13 protein-coding genes and 1 riboswitch are annotated in these 16052 nt (G+C 61.6%); of the genes, 3 read left to right on the plus strand and 10 right to left on the minus strand.

The features are described from left to right. Positions 1–40: 40 nt before the first annotated feature. Positions 41–751 carry a histidine phosphatase family protein gene (locus LOY67_RS10780; protein ID WP_265067144.1) on the minus strand — a complete coding sequence of 237 codons (711 nt, stop codon included), beginning with the start codon at positions 749–751 and terminating at the stop codon, positions 41–43. 232 nt (positions 752–983) lie between these two features. On the opposite strand from LOY67_RS10780, the gene sohB reads away from it, so the two are divergent. Continuing rightward, positions 984–2015: a protease SohB gene (gene sohB, locus LOY67_RS10785; RefSeq protein WP_265067145.1), complete on the plus strand. Its 1032-nt coding sequence runs from the start codon at positions 984–986 to the stop codon at positions 2013–2015. A 58-nt stretch (positions 2016–2073) separates the two neighbouring features. On the opposite strand, the gene LOY67_RS10790 is transcribed toward sohB, so the two are convergent. The 5 genes from LOY67_RS10790 to metH form a co-directional block, all read right to left on the minus strand. Next, on the minus strand, positions 2074–3243 hold the full coding sequence (locus LOY67_RS10790) for an IS4 family transposase (protein ID WP_265064268.1): 1170 nt from the start codon (positions 3241–3243) through the stop codon (positions 2074–2076). Positions 3244–3516: 273 nt separating this feature from the next. Continuing rightward, the gene (locus LOY67_RS10795) at positions 3517–4011 is read right to left on the minus strand and encodes a DUF934 domain-containing protein (protein ID WP_047703631.1); all 495 of its coding nucleotides are present in this window, start codon (positions 4009–4011) and stop codon (positions 3517–3519) included. After that, entirely contained in the window at positions 3995–5647 is a 1653-nt protein-coding gene (locus LOY67_RS10800) for a nitrite/sulfite reductase (protein WP_265067146.1), read from the minus strand. The genes LOY67_RS10795 and LOY67_RS10800 overlap by 17 nt, the downstream gene beginning before the upstream one ends. A gap of 546 nt (positions 5648–6193) precedes the next feature. Beyond that, positions 6194–6412: a DUF2970 domain-containing protein gene (locus LOY67_RS10805; RefSeq protein ID WP_250965358.1), complete on the minus strand. Its 219-nt coding sequence runs from the start codon at positions 6410–6412 to the stop codon at positions 6194–6196. 85 nt (positions 6413–6497) lie between these two features. Further along, positions 6498–10208 (minus strand): methionine synthase, encoded by a 3711-nt coding sequence (metH, locus tag LOY67_RS10810; RefSeq protein ID WP_265067147.1) that lies wholly within the window; start codon positions 10206–10208, stop codon positions 6498–6500. Between the two features lie 154 nt (positions 10209–10362). On the opposite strand from metH, the gene LOY67_RS10815 reads away from it, so the two are divergent. Then, positions 10363–12654: a fatty acid cis/trans isomerase gene (locus tag LOY67_RS10815; RefSeq protein WP_265067148.1), complete on the plus strand. Its 2292-nt coding sequence runs from the start codon at positions 10363–10365 to the stop codon at positions 12652–12654. 115 nt (positions 12655–12769) lie between these two features. Then, a complete protein-coding gene (gene nfuA, locus LOY67_RS10820; RefSeq protein WP_024781251.1) occupies positions 12770–13354 on the plus strand; it encodes a Fe-S biogenesis protein NfuA in 585 nt (194 codons plus the stop codon). A 170-nt stretch (positions 13355–13524) separates the two neighbouring features. Here the strand turns inward: nfuA and cobM are convergent, their stop codons facing one another. From cobM to LOY67_RS10840, 4 genes are all read right to left on the minus strand, one after another. Further along, a complete protein-coding gene (gene cobM / locus LOY67_RS10825) occupies positions 13525–14271 on the minus strand; it encodes a precorrin-4 C(11)-methyltransferase (protein WP_265067149.1) in 747 nt (248 codons plus the stop codon). Between the two features lie 79 nt (positions 14272–14350). Next, a complete protein-coding gene (locus tag LOY67_RS10830; protein ID WP_265067150.1) occupies positions 14351–14755 on the minus strand; it encodes a cobalamin biosynthesis protein in 405 nt (134 codons plus the stop codon). After that, a complete protein-coding gene (locus LOY67_RS10835) occupies positions 14752–15459 on the minus strand; it encodes a CbtA family protein (RefSeq protein ID WP_265067151.1) in 708 nt (235 codons plus the stop codon). The genes LOY67_RS10830 and LOY67_RS10835 overlap by 4 nt, the downstream gene beginning before the upstream one ends. 11 nt (positions 15460–15470) lie before the next feature. Beyond that, a complete protein-coding gene (locus LOY67_RS10840) occupies positions 15471–15659 on the minus strand; it encodes a CbtB-domain containing protein (protein ID WP_265067152.1) in 189 nt (62 codons plus the stop codon). 105 nt (positions 15660–15764) lie between these two features. Beyond that, positions 15765–15988: riboswitch (cobalamin riboswitch) on the minus strand. Between the last annotated feature and the right edge of the window lie 64 nt (positions 15989–16052).

Here is a 16052-nt window from a genome sequence, read left to right on the forward strand (position 1 = left end):
TATCGGGTTGGATACAGCAAGGGTCTACGGTAATTCGGCCTCAGCGAAAGGTGATGAGGTCCGGGGTCTTCAGCAGTTGCAGGTGAGCATGGCTGTTGAAGGAAGCCAGGGCCACGTCGCGCCCCCTGAATTTCAGGTGGTTGAGCGAGGTGTTGACGATTTGCCAATTCAGTTCGAAGGCCTGTCGGGCCGGTATCCGGGTGATCAGGTGGAGCAGGGCGGTAATTGTGCCGCCGGAGGTGAACACGGCGATCTTGTGGCTGTTGTCGGCCTGTTCCAGGATGCGTTGCAGGCCGGCCTGGACCCGCTCGACGAAACCCAGCCAGCTCTCCAGCCCGGGCGGGTCGTACTGGCCGCTGAGCCAGCGTTCGACCACCAGCGCGAAGATGCGCTGGAATTCGGCGCGGTTCTGCGCGGCATTGCGCAGGATGTGCAGGGCCTCGGGTTCCTCGGGCAGCATATCCGGCAGCAGGGCGCGGATCACCGCGTCGGCATCGAACTCGTTGAACGCGGCGTCGGTCTCCACTTCGGGAACCGGCAGCCCGGCGGCGGCCATCCGGCCCAAGGCGCCAGTGGCGGTATCCTGCTGGCGGCGCAGGTCACCCGAGAGGCAGCGATCGAACACGACACCGAGTTCCGTCAGGTGATCGCCCAGCACCTGGGCCTGGCGCACGCCGTTGGGTGAAAGGACATCGTAGTCGTCCGCACCAAAGGAGGCCTGGCCATGTCGAATCAGATAGATACTGCCCACGTCCGCGTCATCCCGGTACGTTGAAGGTTTGGCGAGGTTATGAGGATGGCGGTGAGCTGTCAATGAAAAAACATACGCTTGTTTGAAATGTCCGTTATAGCCTTGTCCTGCCTGGGCCGGGCTTAAGGTAACCACAGGTTTCCCGGCTGGCAGCGACGCAGGTGCATGGGTATGCTGGGAACGTTTAGTGTCCGCCGTCGAACGGCGAGTCGAGAATCTATTAGGAGTGATCGTGGAGTTCTTTATCGAATACGCCGGTTTTCTGGCCAAGACCGTGACGCTGGTCATCGCCATCCTGGTGGTGCTGGCCAGTTTTGCTGCCCTGCGCAGCAAGGGACGGCGCAAGTCGGCCGGCCAGTTGCAGGTGAGCAAACTCAACGATTTCTACAAGGGGCTGCGCGAGCGCCTGGAGCAGACGCTGCTGGACAAGGATCAGCTCAAGGCCCTGCGCAAGCGCGAAGGCAAGACTGAAAAAGTCCAGAAGAAACAGAAGGAGAAACCGGCGGCCAAGCCTCGGGTGTTCGTGCTGGATTTCGACGGTGACATCAAGGCCTCGGCCACCGAGAGCCTGCGCCATGAAATCACCGCGTTGCTGACCCTGGCAACGCCCAAGGATGAAGTGGTGCTGCGCCTGGAAAGCGGTGGTGGCATGGTCCACAGCTATGGCCTGGCCTCGTCGCAACTGGCGCGGATCCGCCAGGCCGGCGTGCCGCTGACCGTGTGCATCGACAAAGTCGCGGCCAGCGGCGGCTACATGATGGCCTGTATCGGCGAGAAGATCATCAGCGCGCCTTTCGCCATCCTCGGCTCCATCGGCGTCGTGGCCCAGCTGCCGAACGTCAATCGCCTGCTGAAGAAGCATGACATCGACTTCGAAGTCCTGACGGCCGGTGAGTACAAGCGCACGCTGACGGTGTTTGGCGAAAACACCGAGAAAGGCCGGGAGAAATTTCAGGAAGACCTGGACATCACCCACGAGTTATTCAAGAACTTCGTGTCCAATTACCGTCCGCAACTGGCCATCGATGAAGTGGCGACCGGCGAGGTCTGGCTGGGTGTCGCAGCCCTCGGCAAGCAACTGGTGGACGAGTTGAAGACCAGCGACGAATACCTGGCCGAGCGCGCCAAGAGCGCCGAGCTTTACCACCTGCACTATGCCGAACGCAAAAGCCTGCAGGAACGTGTCGGTATGGCGGCCAGCGGCTCGGTGGATCGGCTGCTGTTGAGCTGGTGGAGCCGCCTGACTCAGCAGCGGTTCTGGTAAGAACGGATCGTTCGGATCGTTCCCACGCTTCGCGTCACTAGTGTCCGGTAAAACCTTTTCATAGCTGAAGGCTACCCTGGGCAGCCTTCAGCTCTGTTCGTTCTTGCCTTCGATATCCGCGGTGTGTGTCGCTGAGCGGGCGCTCAAACAAGCTATGAGCCAGCCGGATAGTGAAGTTTGAAAGCGAGTCTGAGCAGGCCGAACGTTGTTGATACAGGAGCAGCAAAAGGTATGTGATCAGCGCGCTGTAGATTTGTAGACGCACCGCGTTTTCAGAGAATCCGAAGTACCGTTTGAGCTTGAGTTTTTGCTTGATCCACTTGAAGAACAACTCGATCTGCCAGCGCTGCTTGTACAGGTCGGCAATTTCTTCAGCTGAGCGTGAAAAATCATTAGTCACCAGGATCAGCGGCGTTTCGTGATCATCTCGACGAACCTGGACCCGACGTACGGTTTGGTCGTGATAGTGATTTAACCGTCGTGTATTCAGGTGTTTTTTGCCAAATCGCACGGCTTCGTCCGACTCTATGAAGTCGGCATTTTCCCCTCTGTTCAGATCCTCTACGTGATTCACATTGGCATTTTTTTTGAGTCGTGTGACGAAGAACGCCCCCACCTGATCAATCTGGTGCCACCAGTTGTAATCGCAGTATCCCTTGTCGAAAACGTACGTGATGCCTGCTTCAAGCGGCATGGTCAGGGCGTCACTCAGGTCATTGACGTTGGCGGCAGTGATGTTCACGTAAGTGGGTGCTGTTTGTCGTGGATCAATTGCCACATGCACCTTCAGGCCTTGTGTTATGCGGGTTTTCGTCGCAGCGGTCCAGTCGTCGAAGCCGGGACCGCGCAAGGTGATTGAGGTCGAGTCGATCAGCGTGACCATCGCTTCCAGGGACTTGCGCTGCTTGCGGCCAACGCCCTGCAGCAAGTGCTCGCAGGCCAGCCGAAAAGGCTCTGAACTGCGTTTGCTCAAGGCATCACAAAGCGTTGAGCGAACCATGCTGCGAGCGTTGAGATGATAATGGTGAGGTTCCAGCGATTGCGATGCTGTCGCCAAGGCGCGCAGGCTGCTGGCTTGTGTTATCTGACCAAAGATCAGCGTGACGAGCAGATCCCAAGAGCTGAATTGCTTGGCATAACGATCAGCGCCACAGCGTTTGACTGCATTTTTGAACAACTGATGAGGGAGTGCTTGGAGCATTTGTGAAAAGCGAGTGCTGCTGAACATAGCCGGAATCGAGTCTGAAAAAGCCGAGTATCGCTCAAAGGCAGGTACAGCAAGGGGGAGCAAGCTCCCCCTTCAGTTTTTACCGGACACTAGTGACGCTTCCGCGTGGGAACGCAGCCCGTGACGCTCTGCGTCACACCTGCTTGCGGCGCGTCAGAGCTGGAACGCGGAGCGTCCCTTGAGGCATTCCCACGCGGAGCGTGGGAACGATCGAGCCCATAAAAAAGCCCTGAACCGGAACATCCGGGTCAGGGCTTTTTTCATGCAGCGGGTTCAGCGACGACGAAACAGCGGCAGCGGTTCGTCAGTGGCGGCCTGGTAGGTCACCGAGAAGTCCTTGAGGCTTTCGAGGGCTTCGTAGGGGTCTTTGTCGGCGCGCAAGGCAAAGGCGTCGAAACCGCAGCGGCGCATGTAGAACAGCTGGTCGCGCAGTACATCGCCAATGGCCCGCAGTTCACCCTTGAAGCCGTAGCGATCACGCAGCAGGCGGGCGTTGGAGTAGCTGCGACCGTCGGTGAAGGCCGGGAAGTTCAGGGCGATGACCTGGAGCTGATTGGCATCGTCGCCGATCTCTTCCGCTTCCTCGTCGGCGTCCAGCCACACACCCAGGCCGCCATCGCGGACTTTGAGCGCGCGAGCGTGATCACGCCACAAGGCCAGGGGCACGATCAGGTCGTCGCAGTTGGAAATACCGTCGAGGGTCGCGTCCTTGGGCAGCAGGTGCCAGGTTTCGTCGATGACCTCGTTGTTCTTAATGATTCGCTGCATAGACGCGTTCCTTGAAGAGGTCGATGCCGATACGTTGGTAAGTGTCGATGAAACGCTCGTCTTCGGTACGTTGTTCGATGTACACGTCGATCAGCTTCTCGATCACGTCTGGCATGTCGTCCTGGGCAAACGAAGGGCCGAGGATCTTGCCCAGGCTGGCGTCGCGGGTGCCGCTGCCACCCAGGGAAACCTGGTAGAACTCTTCGCCTTTCTTGTCCACGCCCAGGATGCCGATGTGGCCGACATGGTGGTGACCGCAGGCGTTCATGCAACCGGAAATGTTCAGGTCCAGCTCGCCGATGTCGAACAGGTAGTCCAGGTCATCGAAACGACGCTGGATCGATTCGGCGATCGGGATCGACTTGGCGTTGGCCAGGGAGCAGAAGTCGCCGCCCGGGCAGCAGATCATGTCGGTCAGCAGGCCGATGTTCGGCGTGGCGAAACCCTGCTCGCGCAACTCGCCCCACAGGGTGAACAACTGGCTTTGTTCGACGTCCGCCAGGATGATGTTCTGCTCGTGGGACGTACGCAACTGACCGAAGCTGTAGCGCTCGGCCAGGTCGGCCACGGCGTCCAGCTGCTTGTCGGTGATGTCGCCCGGTGCAACACCGGTCGGCTTCAGGGACAGGGTGACCGCGATGTAGCCAGGCTTCTTGTGGGCCAGGGTGTTGCGGCTGCGCCAGCGGGTGAACCCCGGATGTTCCTTGTCGAGTGCGGCGAAGTCCTGGTTGTCCAGGGCCTTGTATTGCGGGTCGACGAAATGCTTGGCCACACGGTGCACTTCGGCTTCGGTCAGGGTGGTCTGGCCGCCGCGCAGGTGAACCATTTCGGCTTCGACCTTCTCGGCGAACACTTCAGGTGTCAGGGCCTTGACCAGGATCTTGATCCGCGCCTTGTACTTGTTGTCGCGACGGCCGTAGCGGTTGTACACCCGCAGGATGGCGTCGAGGTAGCTCAGCAGGTCCTGCCAGGGCAGGAACTCATTGATGAACGCACCCACCACCGGCGTGCGACCGAGGCCACCACCCACCAGCACACGGAAGCCCAGTTCGCCCGTAGCGTTGTAGACCGCCTCCAGGCCGATGTCGTGGACTTCGATGGCGGCGCGGTCTGAGGTCGAGCCATTGATGGCGATCTTGAATTTGCGCGGCAGGTAGGCGAATTCCGGGTGGAAGGTGGTCCACTGGCGGACGATCTCGCACCACGGGCGCGGGTCGATCAATTCATCGGCTGCGACACCGGCAAACTGGTCGGTGGTGACGTTGCGCAGGCAGTTGCCGCTGGTCTGGATCGCGTGCATCTGCACGGTGGCCAGTTCAGCCAGGATCTGCGGCACGTCTTCCAGGGCCGGCCAGTTGTACTGGACGTTCTGCCGGGTACTGATGTGGGCGTAGCCCTTGTCATAGTCGCGGGCAATCTGGGCCAGCTTGCGCACCTGGCGCGCGGTCAGTTGGCCGTAAGGCACCGCCACTCGCAGCATCGGGGCGAAACGCTGGATATACAGGCCGTTCTGCAAGCGCAGAGGGCGGAATTCTTCTTCGCTCAGCTCGCCTGCCAGATAGCGTCGGGTCTGATCACGGAACTGCTTGACGCGGTCCTCGATGATCCGCTGATCGTACTCGTCATATACGTACATATAAGTCTCGGTCTCAGGCTTGGGCCGATCAGAAACAGCTGCGTATTGGCTCGCTGGAATCGGGTTCTGCCTCGGCAATTCTGCGCGCACGGCCGCGCACTCCTAGAGGAGCCGGTGCAAGATACCTGTTTTGAGTTATGCGCAAAAGTGATGTTTGAGTATATGTAAAGAACCAAATGACCTAATGGGATCTATCGGCCCGGAACCCACATTTGTCGTATGGGCAATCATCGTCTTAACTGTGGTCGAGTCTTTATGCAATCACCTAAAAAACCGACAAGAGGCGATGCAATGAGCAATCCGACCAAAGCAAGGAAAAGCGACAGTACCGTTGATGCCTGGGCCATTCTGTTCCTGATAATCCTGGTGGTAGGCACGGCGGTGTTCTGGGTCAGTCATCAGTAATCGGTTGTCCAATGCAATAACCCTGTGGGAGCGAGCCTGCTCGCGATAGCGGTCTGTCAGTCACTGCAATATTGACTGAATCACCGCTATCGCGAGCAGGCTCGCTCCCACAGGGGTTGTGATGTGCAGGGAAAGAGAGTCTTACAACCCCGCCAGATGCACCACCAGCTTGACGATGCCGAACAGCGTCAGGGCGAAGATCGCCGTGAAGGCGATGCCCAATATCACGAAGTGACTCGGTTTGCCGTGGGTGAAGTCACGGGCGCGGTTCTTGCCGCTCTGCACGCCGAAGGCGGCGGCCAGTACGCTGTGCATCATCTGCAACAGGGTGGGCGGCTTGTTGTCGACTGGATCGTCCATAAATCCCTCGTCTGCCATGGGTTTGGCACAAGCATAGACAACCCTGGAAAAAGATCGCGGCCGCTGCCGGCCGCGATCCTGTGGATCAGCTGTCGTAACCCAGGTTCGGCGCCAGCCAGCGCTCGGTCACGCTCAGCTCCTGGCCCTTGCGGCCGGTGTAGCTCTGGACCTGGTCCTTGTCGATCTTGCCCACGGCGAAGTACTGCGCCTGGGGATGGGCGAAATACCAGCCGCTGACCGCCGCCGCCGGGAACATGGCGTAATGCTCGGTGAGGAACACGCCGCTGCGGCCGGCCTTCAGTTCGCTGGCCTCGGGGTCGAGCAGGCGGAACAGGGTGGCTTTCTCGGTGTGGTCCGGGCAGGCCGGGTAGCCGGGGGCAGGGCGGATGCCGGTGTATTGCTCCTTGATCAGCGCCTCGTTGTCCAGGCTTTCGTCCTTGGCATAACCCCAATGTTCCTTGCGCACCTGCTGGTGCAGCCACTCGGCGCAGGCCTCGGCCAGGCGGTCGGCCAGGGCCTTGACCATGATCGAGTTGTAGTCGTCGCCGGCTTCCTGGTAGGCCTTCGCCACCTCTTCGGCGCCGATGCCGGCGGTGGTGATGAAACCGCCCACGTAGTCGGTCACGCCGCTGTCCTTGGGCGCGACGAAGTCGGCCAGGGAGAAGTTCGGCTTGCCGTCGGTCTTGATGATCTGCTGGCGCAGGTGATGCAGGCGGGCCATTGGCTTGCCGTCATCGCCGTAGACCTCCAGATCGTCGTCATGCACCTGGTTGGCCGGCCAGAAACCGAACACCGCGCGGGCGCTGATGAGTTTCTCGTCGATCAGTTTGCGCAGCATGGCTCGGGCATCTTCGTACAACGCGGTGGCGGCTTCGCCGACCACTTCGTCGGTGAGAATGCGCGGGAACTTGCCGGCCAGGTCCCAGGAAATGAAGAACGGCGTCCAATCGATGTATTCGGCCAGGACGTTCAGGTCGATGTTGTCCAGCACCTTGGCGCCGGTGAAGGTCGGCTTGACCGGCTGGTAGCTGCTCCAGTCGAACTGAGGCTTCTTGGCGATGGCGGCGGGGTAGCTCAGGCGTTCGGTACGGGCGCTGCGGTTGGCGGTACGTTCGCGTACTTCGGTGTAGTCCTGGCGGGTTTTCTCGACGAATGCCGGTTTCAGCTCCTTGGACAGCAACTGGGTCGCCACCCCGACGGCGCGGGAGGCGTCGGTGACGTAGATCACCGCGTCGTTGCTGTACTTGGGCTCGATCTTCACTGCTGTGTGGGCCTTGGACGTCGTCGCGCCACCGATCATCAGCGGCAGATGGAAGTCCTGGCGCTGCATCTCGCGGGCCACATGGACCATCTCGTCCAGGGACGGGGTGATCAGGCCGGACAGGCCGATGATGTCGCACTTCTCGTCCTTGGCCACCTGCAGGATTTTCTCCGCCGGCACCATCACGCCCAGGTCGACGATGTCATAACCGTTGCAACCCAGCACCACGCCGACAATGTTCTTGCCGATGTCATGGACGTCGCCCTTGACCGTGGCCATCAGGATCTTGCCCTTGGCCTCCGGCTTGTCGCCTTTTTCCGCCTCGATGAACGGAATCAGGTGGGCCACGGCCTGTTTCATCACGCGCGCCGATTTGACCACCTGGGGCAGGAACATCTTGCCGGCACCGAACAGGTCGCCGACGATGTTCATGCCGGCCATCAACGGGCCTTCGATGACCTCGATCGGGCGGGCGAACGACAGGCGCGACTCCTCGGTGTCTTCGACGATGTGGGTGGTGATGCCCTTGACCAGTGCATGCTCCAGGCGCTTGTTGACGTCCCAGTTGCGCCATTCCTCGGTTTCCGCTTCCTTGGTGCTGCCGTCGCCCTTGTACTTGTCGGCGATGGCGAGCAGGGCGTCGGTGCCTTCCGGGGTACGGTTGAGGATCACGTCTTCCACGGCGTCGCGCAGTTCCACCGGGATCTGGTCGTAGATCTCCAACTGGCCGGCGTTGACGATACCCATGGTCAGACCCGCGCGGATCGCATACAGCAGGAACACCGAGTGGATCGCCTCGCGCACCGGGTTGTTGCCGCGGAACGAGAAGGACACGTTGGACACGCCGCCGGAGGTCAGCGCGTAGGGCAGTTCGTCGCGGATGTAGGCGCAGGCGTTGATGAAGTCCACGGCATAGTTGTTGTGCTCTTCGATGCCGGTGGCGACGGCGAAGATGTTCGGGTCGAAGATGATGTCTTCTGGCGGGAAGCCCACTTCGTTGACCAGGATGTCGTAGGAGCGCTTGCAGATTTCCTTCTTGCGCGCCTCGGTATCGGCCTGGCCGGCTTCGTCGAACGCCATCACCACCACGGCGGCACCGTAGCGCTTGCACAGCTTGGCGTGATGGATGAACTGCTCGACGCCTTCCTTCATGCTGATGGAGTTGACGATGCCCTTGCCCTGGATGCACTTGAGGCCGGCTTCGATCACTTCCCATTTCGACGAGTCGATCATGATCGGCACGCGGGAGATGTCCGGTTCGCCGGCGATCAGATTGAGGAAGGTCACCATGGCCTTCTTCGAATCGAGCATACCCTCGTCCATGTTGATGTCGATCACCTGGGCGCCGGCCTCGACCTGTTGCAGGGCCACTTCCAGGGCTTCGGTGTAGTTGTCTTCGCGGATCAGCCGGGCGAACTTGGCGGAACCGGTGATGTTGGTCCGCTCGCCGACGTTGACGAACAGCGAGCTGCGATCGATGGTGAACGGTTCCAGGCCCGACAGGCGGCAAGCCCGGGGAATCTCCGGAATCGGTCGTGGTGCGTAGCCGGCCACGGCTTTGGCGATGGCTTCGATGTGCGCCGGGGTAGTGCCGCAGCAGCCGCCGACGATATTAAGGAAGCCGCTCTGGGCGAATTCTTCGATGACCTTGGCGGTTTCCGCCGGCAGTTCGTCGTACTCACCGAACTCGTTGGGCAGGCCGGCGTTCGGGTGCGCCGAGACGTGGGTGCTGGCCTTGTTCGACAGCTCTTCCAGGTACGGCCGCAACTCGCGGGCGCCGAGGGCGCAGTTCAGGCCCACGGAAATGGGCTTGGCGTGGGCCACGGAGTTCCAGAAGGCCTCGGTGGTCTGCCCGGAGAGGGTGCGGCCGGAGGCGTCGGTGATGGTGCCGGAAATCATGATCGGCAGTTCGACGCCGAGCTCTTCATACACGCCTTGCACGGCGAAGATCGCCGCCTTGGCGTTCAGGGTATCGAAGATGGTTTCGATCAGGATCAGGTCGGCGCCGCCTTCGATGAGGCCCTTGGTGGCCTCTGTGTAGTTCTCCACCAGTTCGTCGAAGGTCACGTTGCGGTAGCCGGGGTTGTTCACGTCCGGCGACAGCGAGCAGGTGCGGCTGGTCGGGCCGAGCACGCCGGCGACAAAGCGCGGCTTGTCCGGGGTTTCGAGGGTCTTGGCGTCGGCCACCTTGCGGGCCAGGCGCGCACCTTCCAGGTTCAGCTCATAGGCCAGGCCCTGCATGCCATAGTCGGCCTGGGACACCTGGGTGGCGTTGAAGGTGTTGGTTTCGAGGATGTCCGCGCCGGCATCCAGGTAGGCCTTTTCGATGGAGCCGATCACGTCGGGGCGCGTCAGCACCAGCAAATCGTTGTTGCCCTTGACGTCGCTCGGCCAGTCGGCGAAACGCTTGCCGCGGTAGTCCTGTTCTTCCAGCTTGTAGCTCTGGATCATCGTGCCCATGCCGCCGTCGAGGATCAGGATGCGTTCCTTGAGGGCTTGCTGGAGAAGATAGAGGCGAGCGCTGCGATCAGACATAGGACTACCTGGAAAAAAAGACCATTACGAAGCCAGGAATCATAGCAAACCTGTGCCGGATTTGATCGCGGGCGACTTTTGCATGAATATCGCTCATGTTTGCAAGCCGGTGCTGGCCCGGTAGAATCGCCGTATACATCTTAGGGACCGAGACATGCCGTACCGCGTCTTATTCGGCAGTCTGTTGCTGCTGTTGTCTTTTGCCGCAGCCGCCAAGGATCCCGCGCCAGCGCTGTCCTACACCCGCGACATCCAGCCGATCTTTACGGAGAAGTGCGTGGCCTGCCACGCCTGCTACGACTCTGCCTGCCAATTGAACCTGGGCAGCGGCGAAGGCGCGGCTCGGGGTGCGAGCAAGCTGTCGGTGTATGACGGCGAGCGACGCCAGGCCGCGGCCCCGACCCGTTTGTTCTATGACGCTTCCGGCCCGAAGGCCTGGCAGCGCAAGGGCTTTTATTCGGTGCTCGATGCCCAGGGCAGCCAGGCGGCGTTGATGGCGCAGATGCTGGCGCTGGGCCGCGGCGCACCGCTGCAGCCCAACGCCAAACTGCCGGAAGACATTGTCCTGGGCCTGGAGCGGGAAAACAGTTGCGCGATGCCGGGGCAATTCGACGGGTACGCCGCCGCGCACCCCAAGGAGGGCATGCCCCTGGCGGTCACCGGCCTGACCGACCAGCAATACCAGACCTTGCAGCGCTGGCTGGCCGCCGGCGCCCCCATCGACCAGCAGGCCCTGGCCCCGAGTGCCGCCGAAGCCTTGCAGGTGCTGCAATGGGAAAACCTGCTCAACGCCCCCGGCGCCCGGGAAAGCCTGGTCGCCCGCTGGTTGTTCGAGCACTGGTTCCTGGCGCACATCTATTTCAAGGATGGCGAGCCGGGGCATTTTTTCCAGTGGGTACGCTCGCGCACGCCCAGCGGCCAGCCAATCGATGTGATCAATACCCGCCGTCCGAACGACGACCCCGGCACCCGCATCTATTACCGGCTCTGGCCGGTGCAAGGGGTGATCGTGCACAAGACCCACATCACCTACGGGCTGAGTGCGGCCAAGATGGCGCGGGTCAAGAGCCTGTTCTACAAGGGCAACTGGCAAGTCACGGCGTTGCCCGGCTACGGGCCGGAGCGCCGGTCGAACCCGTTCTCTACCTTCGAAGCGATCCCGGCCCAGGCCCGCTATCAGTTCATGCTCGATAACGCCGAATATTTCGTGCGCACCTTTATCCGCGGCCCGGTGTGCCGGGGGCAGATCGCCACGGATGTGATCCGCGACAACTTCTGGGCGCTGTTCCAGGCGCCCGAGCACGACTTGTACATCACCGATCCGAATTATCGCGGCCAGGCCACGCCATTGCTGGCAATGCCGGGGCAGAACGACGATGTGGGCAGCGTCCTCAGCCTATGGCTCAACTATCGGGACAAGCGCAACGAATATGAAGCCTTGCGCCGGGACAACTATGCCGAGCTGCCGGCGCCGAGCTGGTCGACGCTGTGGGCCGGTAACGACAACGCCTTGCTGAGTATTTTCCGGCACTTCGACAGCGCCTCGGTCACCAAGGGTCTGATCGGTGAAGTACCGCAGACCATGTGGCTGTTCGACTTCCCGTTGCTGGAACGCACTTATTATCAGTTGGCGGTGAACTTTGATGTGTTCGGCAACGTGTCCCACCAGGCCCAGACCCGACTGTACTTCGACCTGATTCGCAACGGTGCGGAACAGAATTTCCTGCGTCTGATGCCGGCCGATTCCCGGGAAGGCTACCTCGACGACTGGTACCAGTCCGGCGGCAAAGTCAAGATGTGGCTGGATTACGAGAGCATCGACAATGACAAGCCGACTGCCCTCAAGCTTGACGAACGCGACCCCAAGGGCGATTTCACCCAGCAATTGCTGGTCCGCTATGGCGAGTTGAACGCGCGGCCCGATCCGATCAACCGTTGCGACGGTGCCTATTGCTCGCGCCCGAACATCGATCCGGCCCTGCAGAACGCCGAGCAAGCCCTCAGTCGCCTGGTGTCGCGCCCGGCGGCGGGGCTTCGGGTGATCGACCAATTGCCGGAAGCGACGATGCTGCGCATTGAAACCGCCGGCGGTGATCGTGAAATCTACAGCCTGCTGCGCAACCGTGCCCACAGCAACGTGGCGTTTTTGCTGGGCGAGGAGCGGCGCTACCAGCCTGGGTTGGACACCTTGACGGTGTACCCGGGTGTGCTCAGCAGCTACCCGAACTTCATCTTCAACATTCCTGCCGGACAAGTCCCGGCGTTCGTCGATGCCATGGAAAAAGCCCAGGATGAGCAGGCGTTCGAGCGGATTGTCGAGCGTTGGGGGATTCGTCGCAGTCATCCGCAGTTCTGGCACTACTTCCATGACCTGAGCCGTTACATCGAGGAAACCGAGCCCTTGGAGGCCGGCGTACTGGACATGAACCGCTACCAGAACCTCTGATCGGCAGGCCCGGCGGCGAACCCCGTGCCGTCGGCTGCTTTCCTGACAAAAATACTGGGACTTTGTCCGGCGCCCTGATTGGCGTAAACTGCCGGCAAGCCTGCGAGGAGTTTCCATGACCGCCATTACCATTACCGATGCCGCCCACGATTACCTGGCCGACCTGCTGTCCAAGCAGAACACCCCGGGTATCGGGATCCGCATCTTCATCACCCAGCCCGGTACCCAGTACGCAGAGACGTGCATTGCCTACTGCAAGCCCGGGGAAGAAAAACCCGAAGACACCGCGTTGGGGCTCAAGAGCTTCACCGCCTACATCGACTCGTTCAGCGAAGCGTTCCTGGACGATGCGGTGGTCGACTACGCCACCGACCGCATGGGCGGCCAACTGACCATCAAGGCGCCGAATGCGAAAGTGCCGATGGTCAACGCCGACAGCCCGATCAACGAGCGCATCAACTATTACCTGCAAACCGAAATCAACCCGGGGCTGGCCAGCCACGGCGGCCAGGTGTCGCTGATCGACGTGGTGGAAGACGGCATCGCCGTGCTCCAGTTCGGCGGCGGCTGCCAGGGCTGCGGCCAGGCTGACGTGACCCTGAAGGAAGGCATCGAGCGCACCCTGCTCGAGCGCATCCCTGAACTCAAGGGCGTGCGCGACGTGACCGACCACACGCAGAAAGAAAACGCTTACTACTGACAGGCGATTGTGGCGAGGGGATTTAGCGAAACGTCGCACCGCCCCGCTGGGCTGCGTAGCAGCCCCAATCCTGACTTTGTGGTATGTCAGGTCGTATGATGAGGGCCGCTACGCGCCCCAGCGGGGATAAATCCCCTCGCCACAGGTTCTGTGTTGATCCGGCTGGCGAATCAGGGCCTGTAAAGGTGGGCATGCCCGGCGCGGTAGAGCGATGATTCGCTGAACACGTCGTTGCCCAGCACCCGTCCCACCAGAATCAGCGCCGTGCGGCGAAAGCCCTTGGCCTGGACCTTTTCGGCAATGTCCGCCAGCGTCCCCACCACCCAATCCTGATCCGGCCACGTCGCCCGGTGAATCACGGCAATCGGGCAATCCGCGCCGTAGTGGGGCAGCAGCTCACCGACGATCTTTTCCAGATGATTGACCCCCAGGTGAATCGCCATGGTCGCTCCGTGCTGCGCCAGGCTGCCCAGTTCTTCTCCGGCAGGCATCGCGGTCTTGTCCGCGTAGCGGGTGAGAATCACGCTCTGGGACACGTCCGGCAAGGTCAGTTCGGCGCCCAGCAGGGCGGCGCAGGCGGAAGTCGCGGTGACCCCGGGAATGATCTCGAAGGGGATGTCCAGTTCCCGCAGGCAACGAATCTGCTCGCCGATGGCGCCGTACAGGCTCGGGTCGCCGGAATGCACCCGGGCCACGTCCTGGCCGTTGCGATGGGCTGTCTCCATCAGCTCGATGATTTGTTCCAGGTGCAGCTCGGCGCTGTTTATCACCTGTTCGGCGCAGTGGCCCTCGAGCACGGCTGCGGGTACCAGGGAGCCGGCATAGATGATCACCGCGCAACTGCGCACCAGCCGCTGGCCTTTGACAGTGATCAATTCCGGATCGCCGGGGCCGGCGCCAATGAAGTAGACGGTCATGACCGGTTCCTGAAAAAAGGTGGGGGAGCGATGCCTGAATGAAGATCGCTCATGATCCATGGGGCGCGATTATCGGGTTTTACGACGCGACCGCCAATGCCAGTGTGGCCTGGGTGCATTTCTGGCGGGGAATTCGCAGGGTGGCGGCTGTCTGCCCCAGTTGCTCGGCGAGGGCCAGTGCCGCGCTTTCGGCGACGCCGTAGCAACCCGTGCGCTCGAAAGCGATCTGCGAGCGGTGAGTGAGCCTCTCCTGATAACCGGCCAACTGGGTGCCACTGAAGAAGGTCAGCGGCAGCGCCAGTTCTCTCGCCAGCTCCAGCAGCCCCGGTTCGTCGCGCTTGAGATCGATACTGGCCAGGGCGTCTACCGCCTGAAGCGGTATTCCATGGGCCAGTAGCGTCTCATCCAACAATGTTCGCAACACGCTGGCCGGGCAACCGCGTTGGCAGCCCAGGCCGACCACCAGCACCTGCCCGCTGCTCATGCCTCGTGGCGGGCTTGACCGTCACGGCGAAACAGCCAGGCGCTGATCAGGCCCAAGGCCAGCCAGAACGCGACGTTGGTCAGTTGCGAGGCGATCTTGAACTGGCTTTCAAGGGCTTCGGGCGCCAGCATCGAGTGGACCTCCGGCTGCGGTGCACCGATGACGTGGGGCACCAGCAAGGTCGCCACGCCCAGCAGCTTGAGCAGCCAATGCCTGCCGAACGCGATCAGGGCGATGCCCACGGCCGTGGACGCTGCGGTACCGATCCACCACATCTGCCGTTGGGCCAGGTCGGCCGCTGCGGTGCCAGGCAGTTCCGGCGGAAGGCCGAGGGTCGGCGCCAGGACGAAGGTGGCGTAACCGGCCAGGCCCCAGAGCAGGCCCTGGGACGTGTGGGTCGGTGCGCGCAAGGTGTACAGGCCCGCCAGCATCAGGGCGAACCCCACCGCGACCACCAGGTTGCCACCGGTGGTGGACAGCACACGCTGCCAGCCATCTTCGGGCTCCCAGGCTTCGGCATCATGGGTATGGGCGACGCCGTCGGCGTGTTGATGGACCTCGAGAGGGGCTTCGGCGGTCGGGGCTTTTTCATAGGTTTCGGCCTGCAGGATCAGCGGCGAAACCCAAAGGCTTTGCAGGAGGGTCAGCAGCAGGGCGGCCAGCAGACCCGTGAACCCGGCGGTTTGCGCGATACGCTTGATCATGTCGGCAGGTCTCAATGGCACGGGAAGGCGGCGCTGTGGCGGGTGTCGTGGGCTGCGTTGTGCACCGCCTCGATGTGGGAGAAACCGGCGAAATAGACCAGGCCGGCACCGAGGACCGAGGCGAGGATCGCCGCGCTCAGGCGCTGGCTCAGGGTCGTGGTGCTGCTGGCGGTGCGGGCGGTGGTGCTGATGGTCGACATGGCGCTTCCCTCTGTTCTTGTCTTGGCCAGTGGGTAAATCGAGCGCAATGAAACCTCGGGCCAAAGCCCGTCAGGATCCGAACAGCGCCCGCCCACCGCGGGTTTGTTGATGATTGAGTCATGGGCCGGTCTCCGGGCTCACGAGGGGCAGGGCCTTGGCCTTGCCTGCAAGCGTCACCTTCCCATGCCATCGGGCACAGTGGTTCAGACGCTTCGCTCGCTTACCGTTGCGGGGGCAGCACCGGACTGACGTGGCCTTGAAGTAAAGCACACGATTCACCGGTTTCCCGTTTCACCCTGTGAAGGGCACCCATTACTAGGCGCACAGGAGAGCATGGCTGGGGGTGGGGCGTCAATGAAACCGAGTCGGGGCCATCGCGAGCAGGCTCGCTC

The sequence above is a fragment of the Pseudomonas sp. B21-056 genome, assembly GCF_026016325.1.
Classification (GTDB): domain Bacteria; phylum Pseudomonadota; class Gammaproteobacteria; order Pseudomonadales; family Pseudomonadaceae; genus Aquipseudomonas.

Coding starts and splice junctions, on each gene's coding strand:
- LOY67_RS10790 (WP_265064268.1), bottom strand. CDS start 3,243: ATGTTCAGCAGCACTCGCTTTTCACAAATGCTCCAAGCACTCCCTCAT.
- LOY67_RS10795 (WP_047703631.1), bottom strand. CDS start 4,011: ATGCAGCGAATCATTAAGAACAACGAGGTCATCGACGAAACCTGGCAC.
- LOY67_RS10800 (WP_265067146.1), bottom strand. CDS start 5,647: ATGTACGTATATGACGAGTACGATCAGCGGATCATCGAGGACCGCGTC.
- LOY67_RS10805 (WP_250965358.1), bottom strand. CDS start 6,412: ATGGACGATCCAGTCGACAACAAGCCGCCCACCCTGTTGCAGATGATG.
- metH (WP_265067147.1), bottom strand. CDS start 10,208: ATGTCTGATCGCAGCGCTCGCCTCTATCTTCTCCAGCAAGCCCTCAAG.
- LOY67_RS10815 (WP_265067148.1), top strand. CDS start 10,363: ATGCCGTACCGCGTCTTATTCGGCAGTCTGTTGCTGCTGTTGTCTTTT.
- nfuA (WP_024781251.1), top strand. CDS start 12,770: ATGACCGCCATTACCATTACCGATGCCGCCCACGATTACCTGGCCGAC.
- cobM (WP_265067149.1), bottom strand. CDS start 14,271: ATGACCGTCTACTTCATTGGCGCCGGCCCCGGCGATCCGGAATTGATC.
- LOY67_RS10830 (WP_265067150.1), bottom strand. CDS start 14,755: ATGAGCAGCGGGCAGGTGCTGGTGGTCGGCCTGGGCTGCCAACGCGGT.
- LOY67_RS10835 (WP_265067151.1), bottom strand. CDS start 15,459: ATGATCAAGCGTATCGCGCAAACCGCCGGGTTCACGGGTCTGCTGGCC.
- LOY67_RS10840 (WP_265067152.1), bottom strand. CDS start 15,659: ATGTCGACCATCAGCACCACCGCCCGCACCGCCAGCAGCACCACGACC.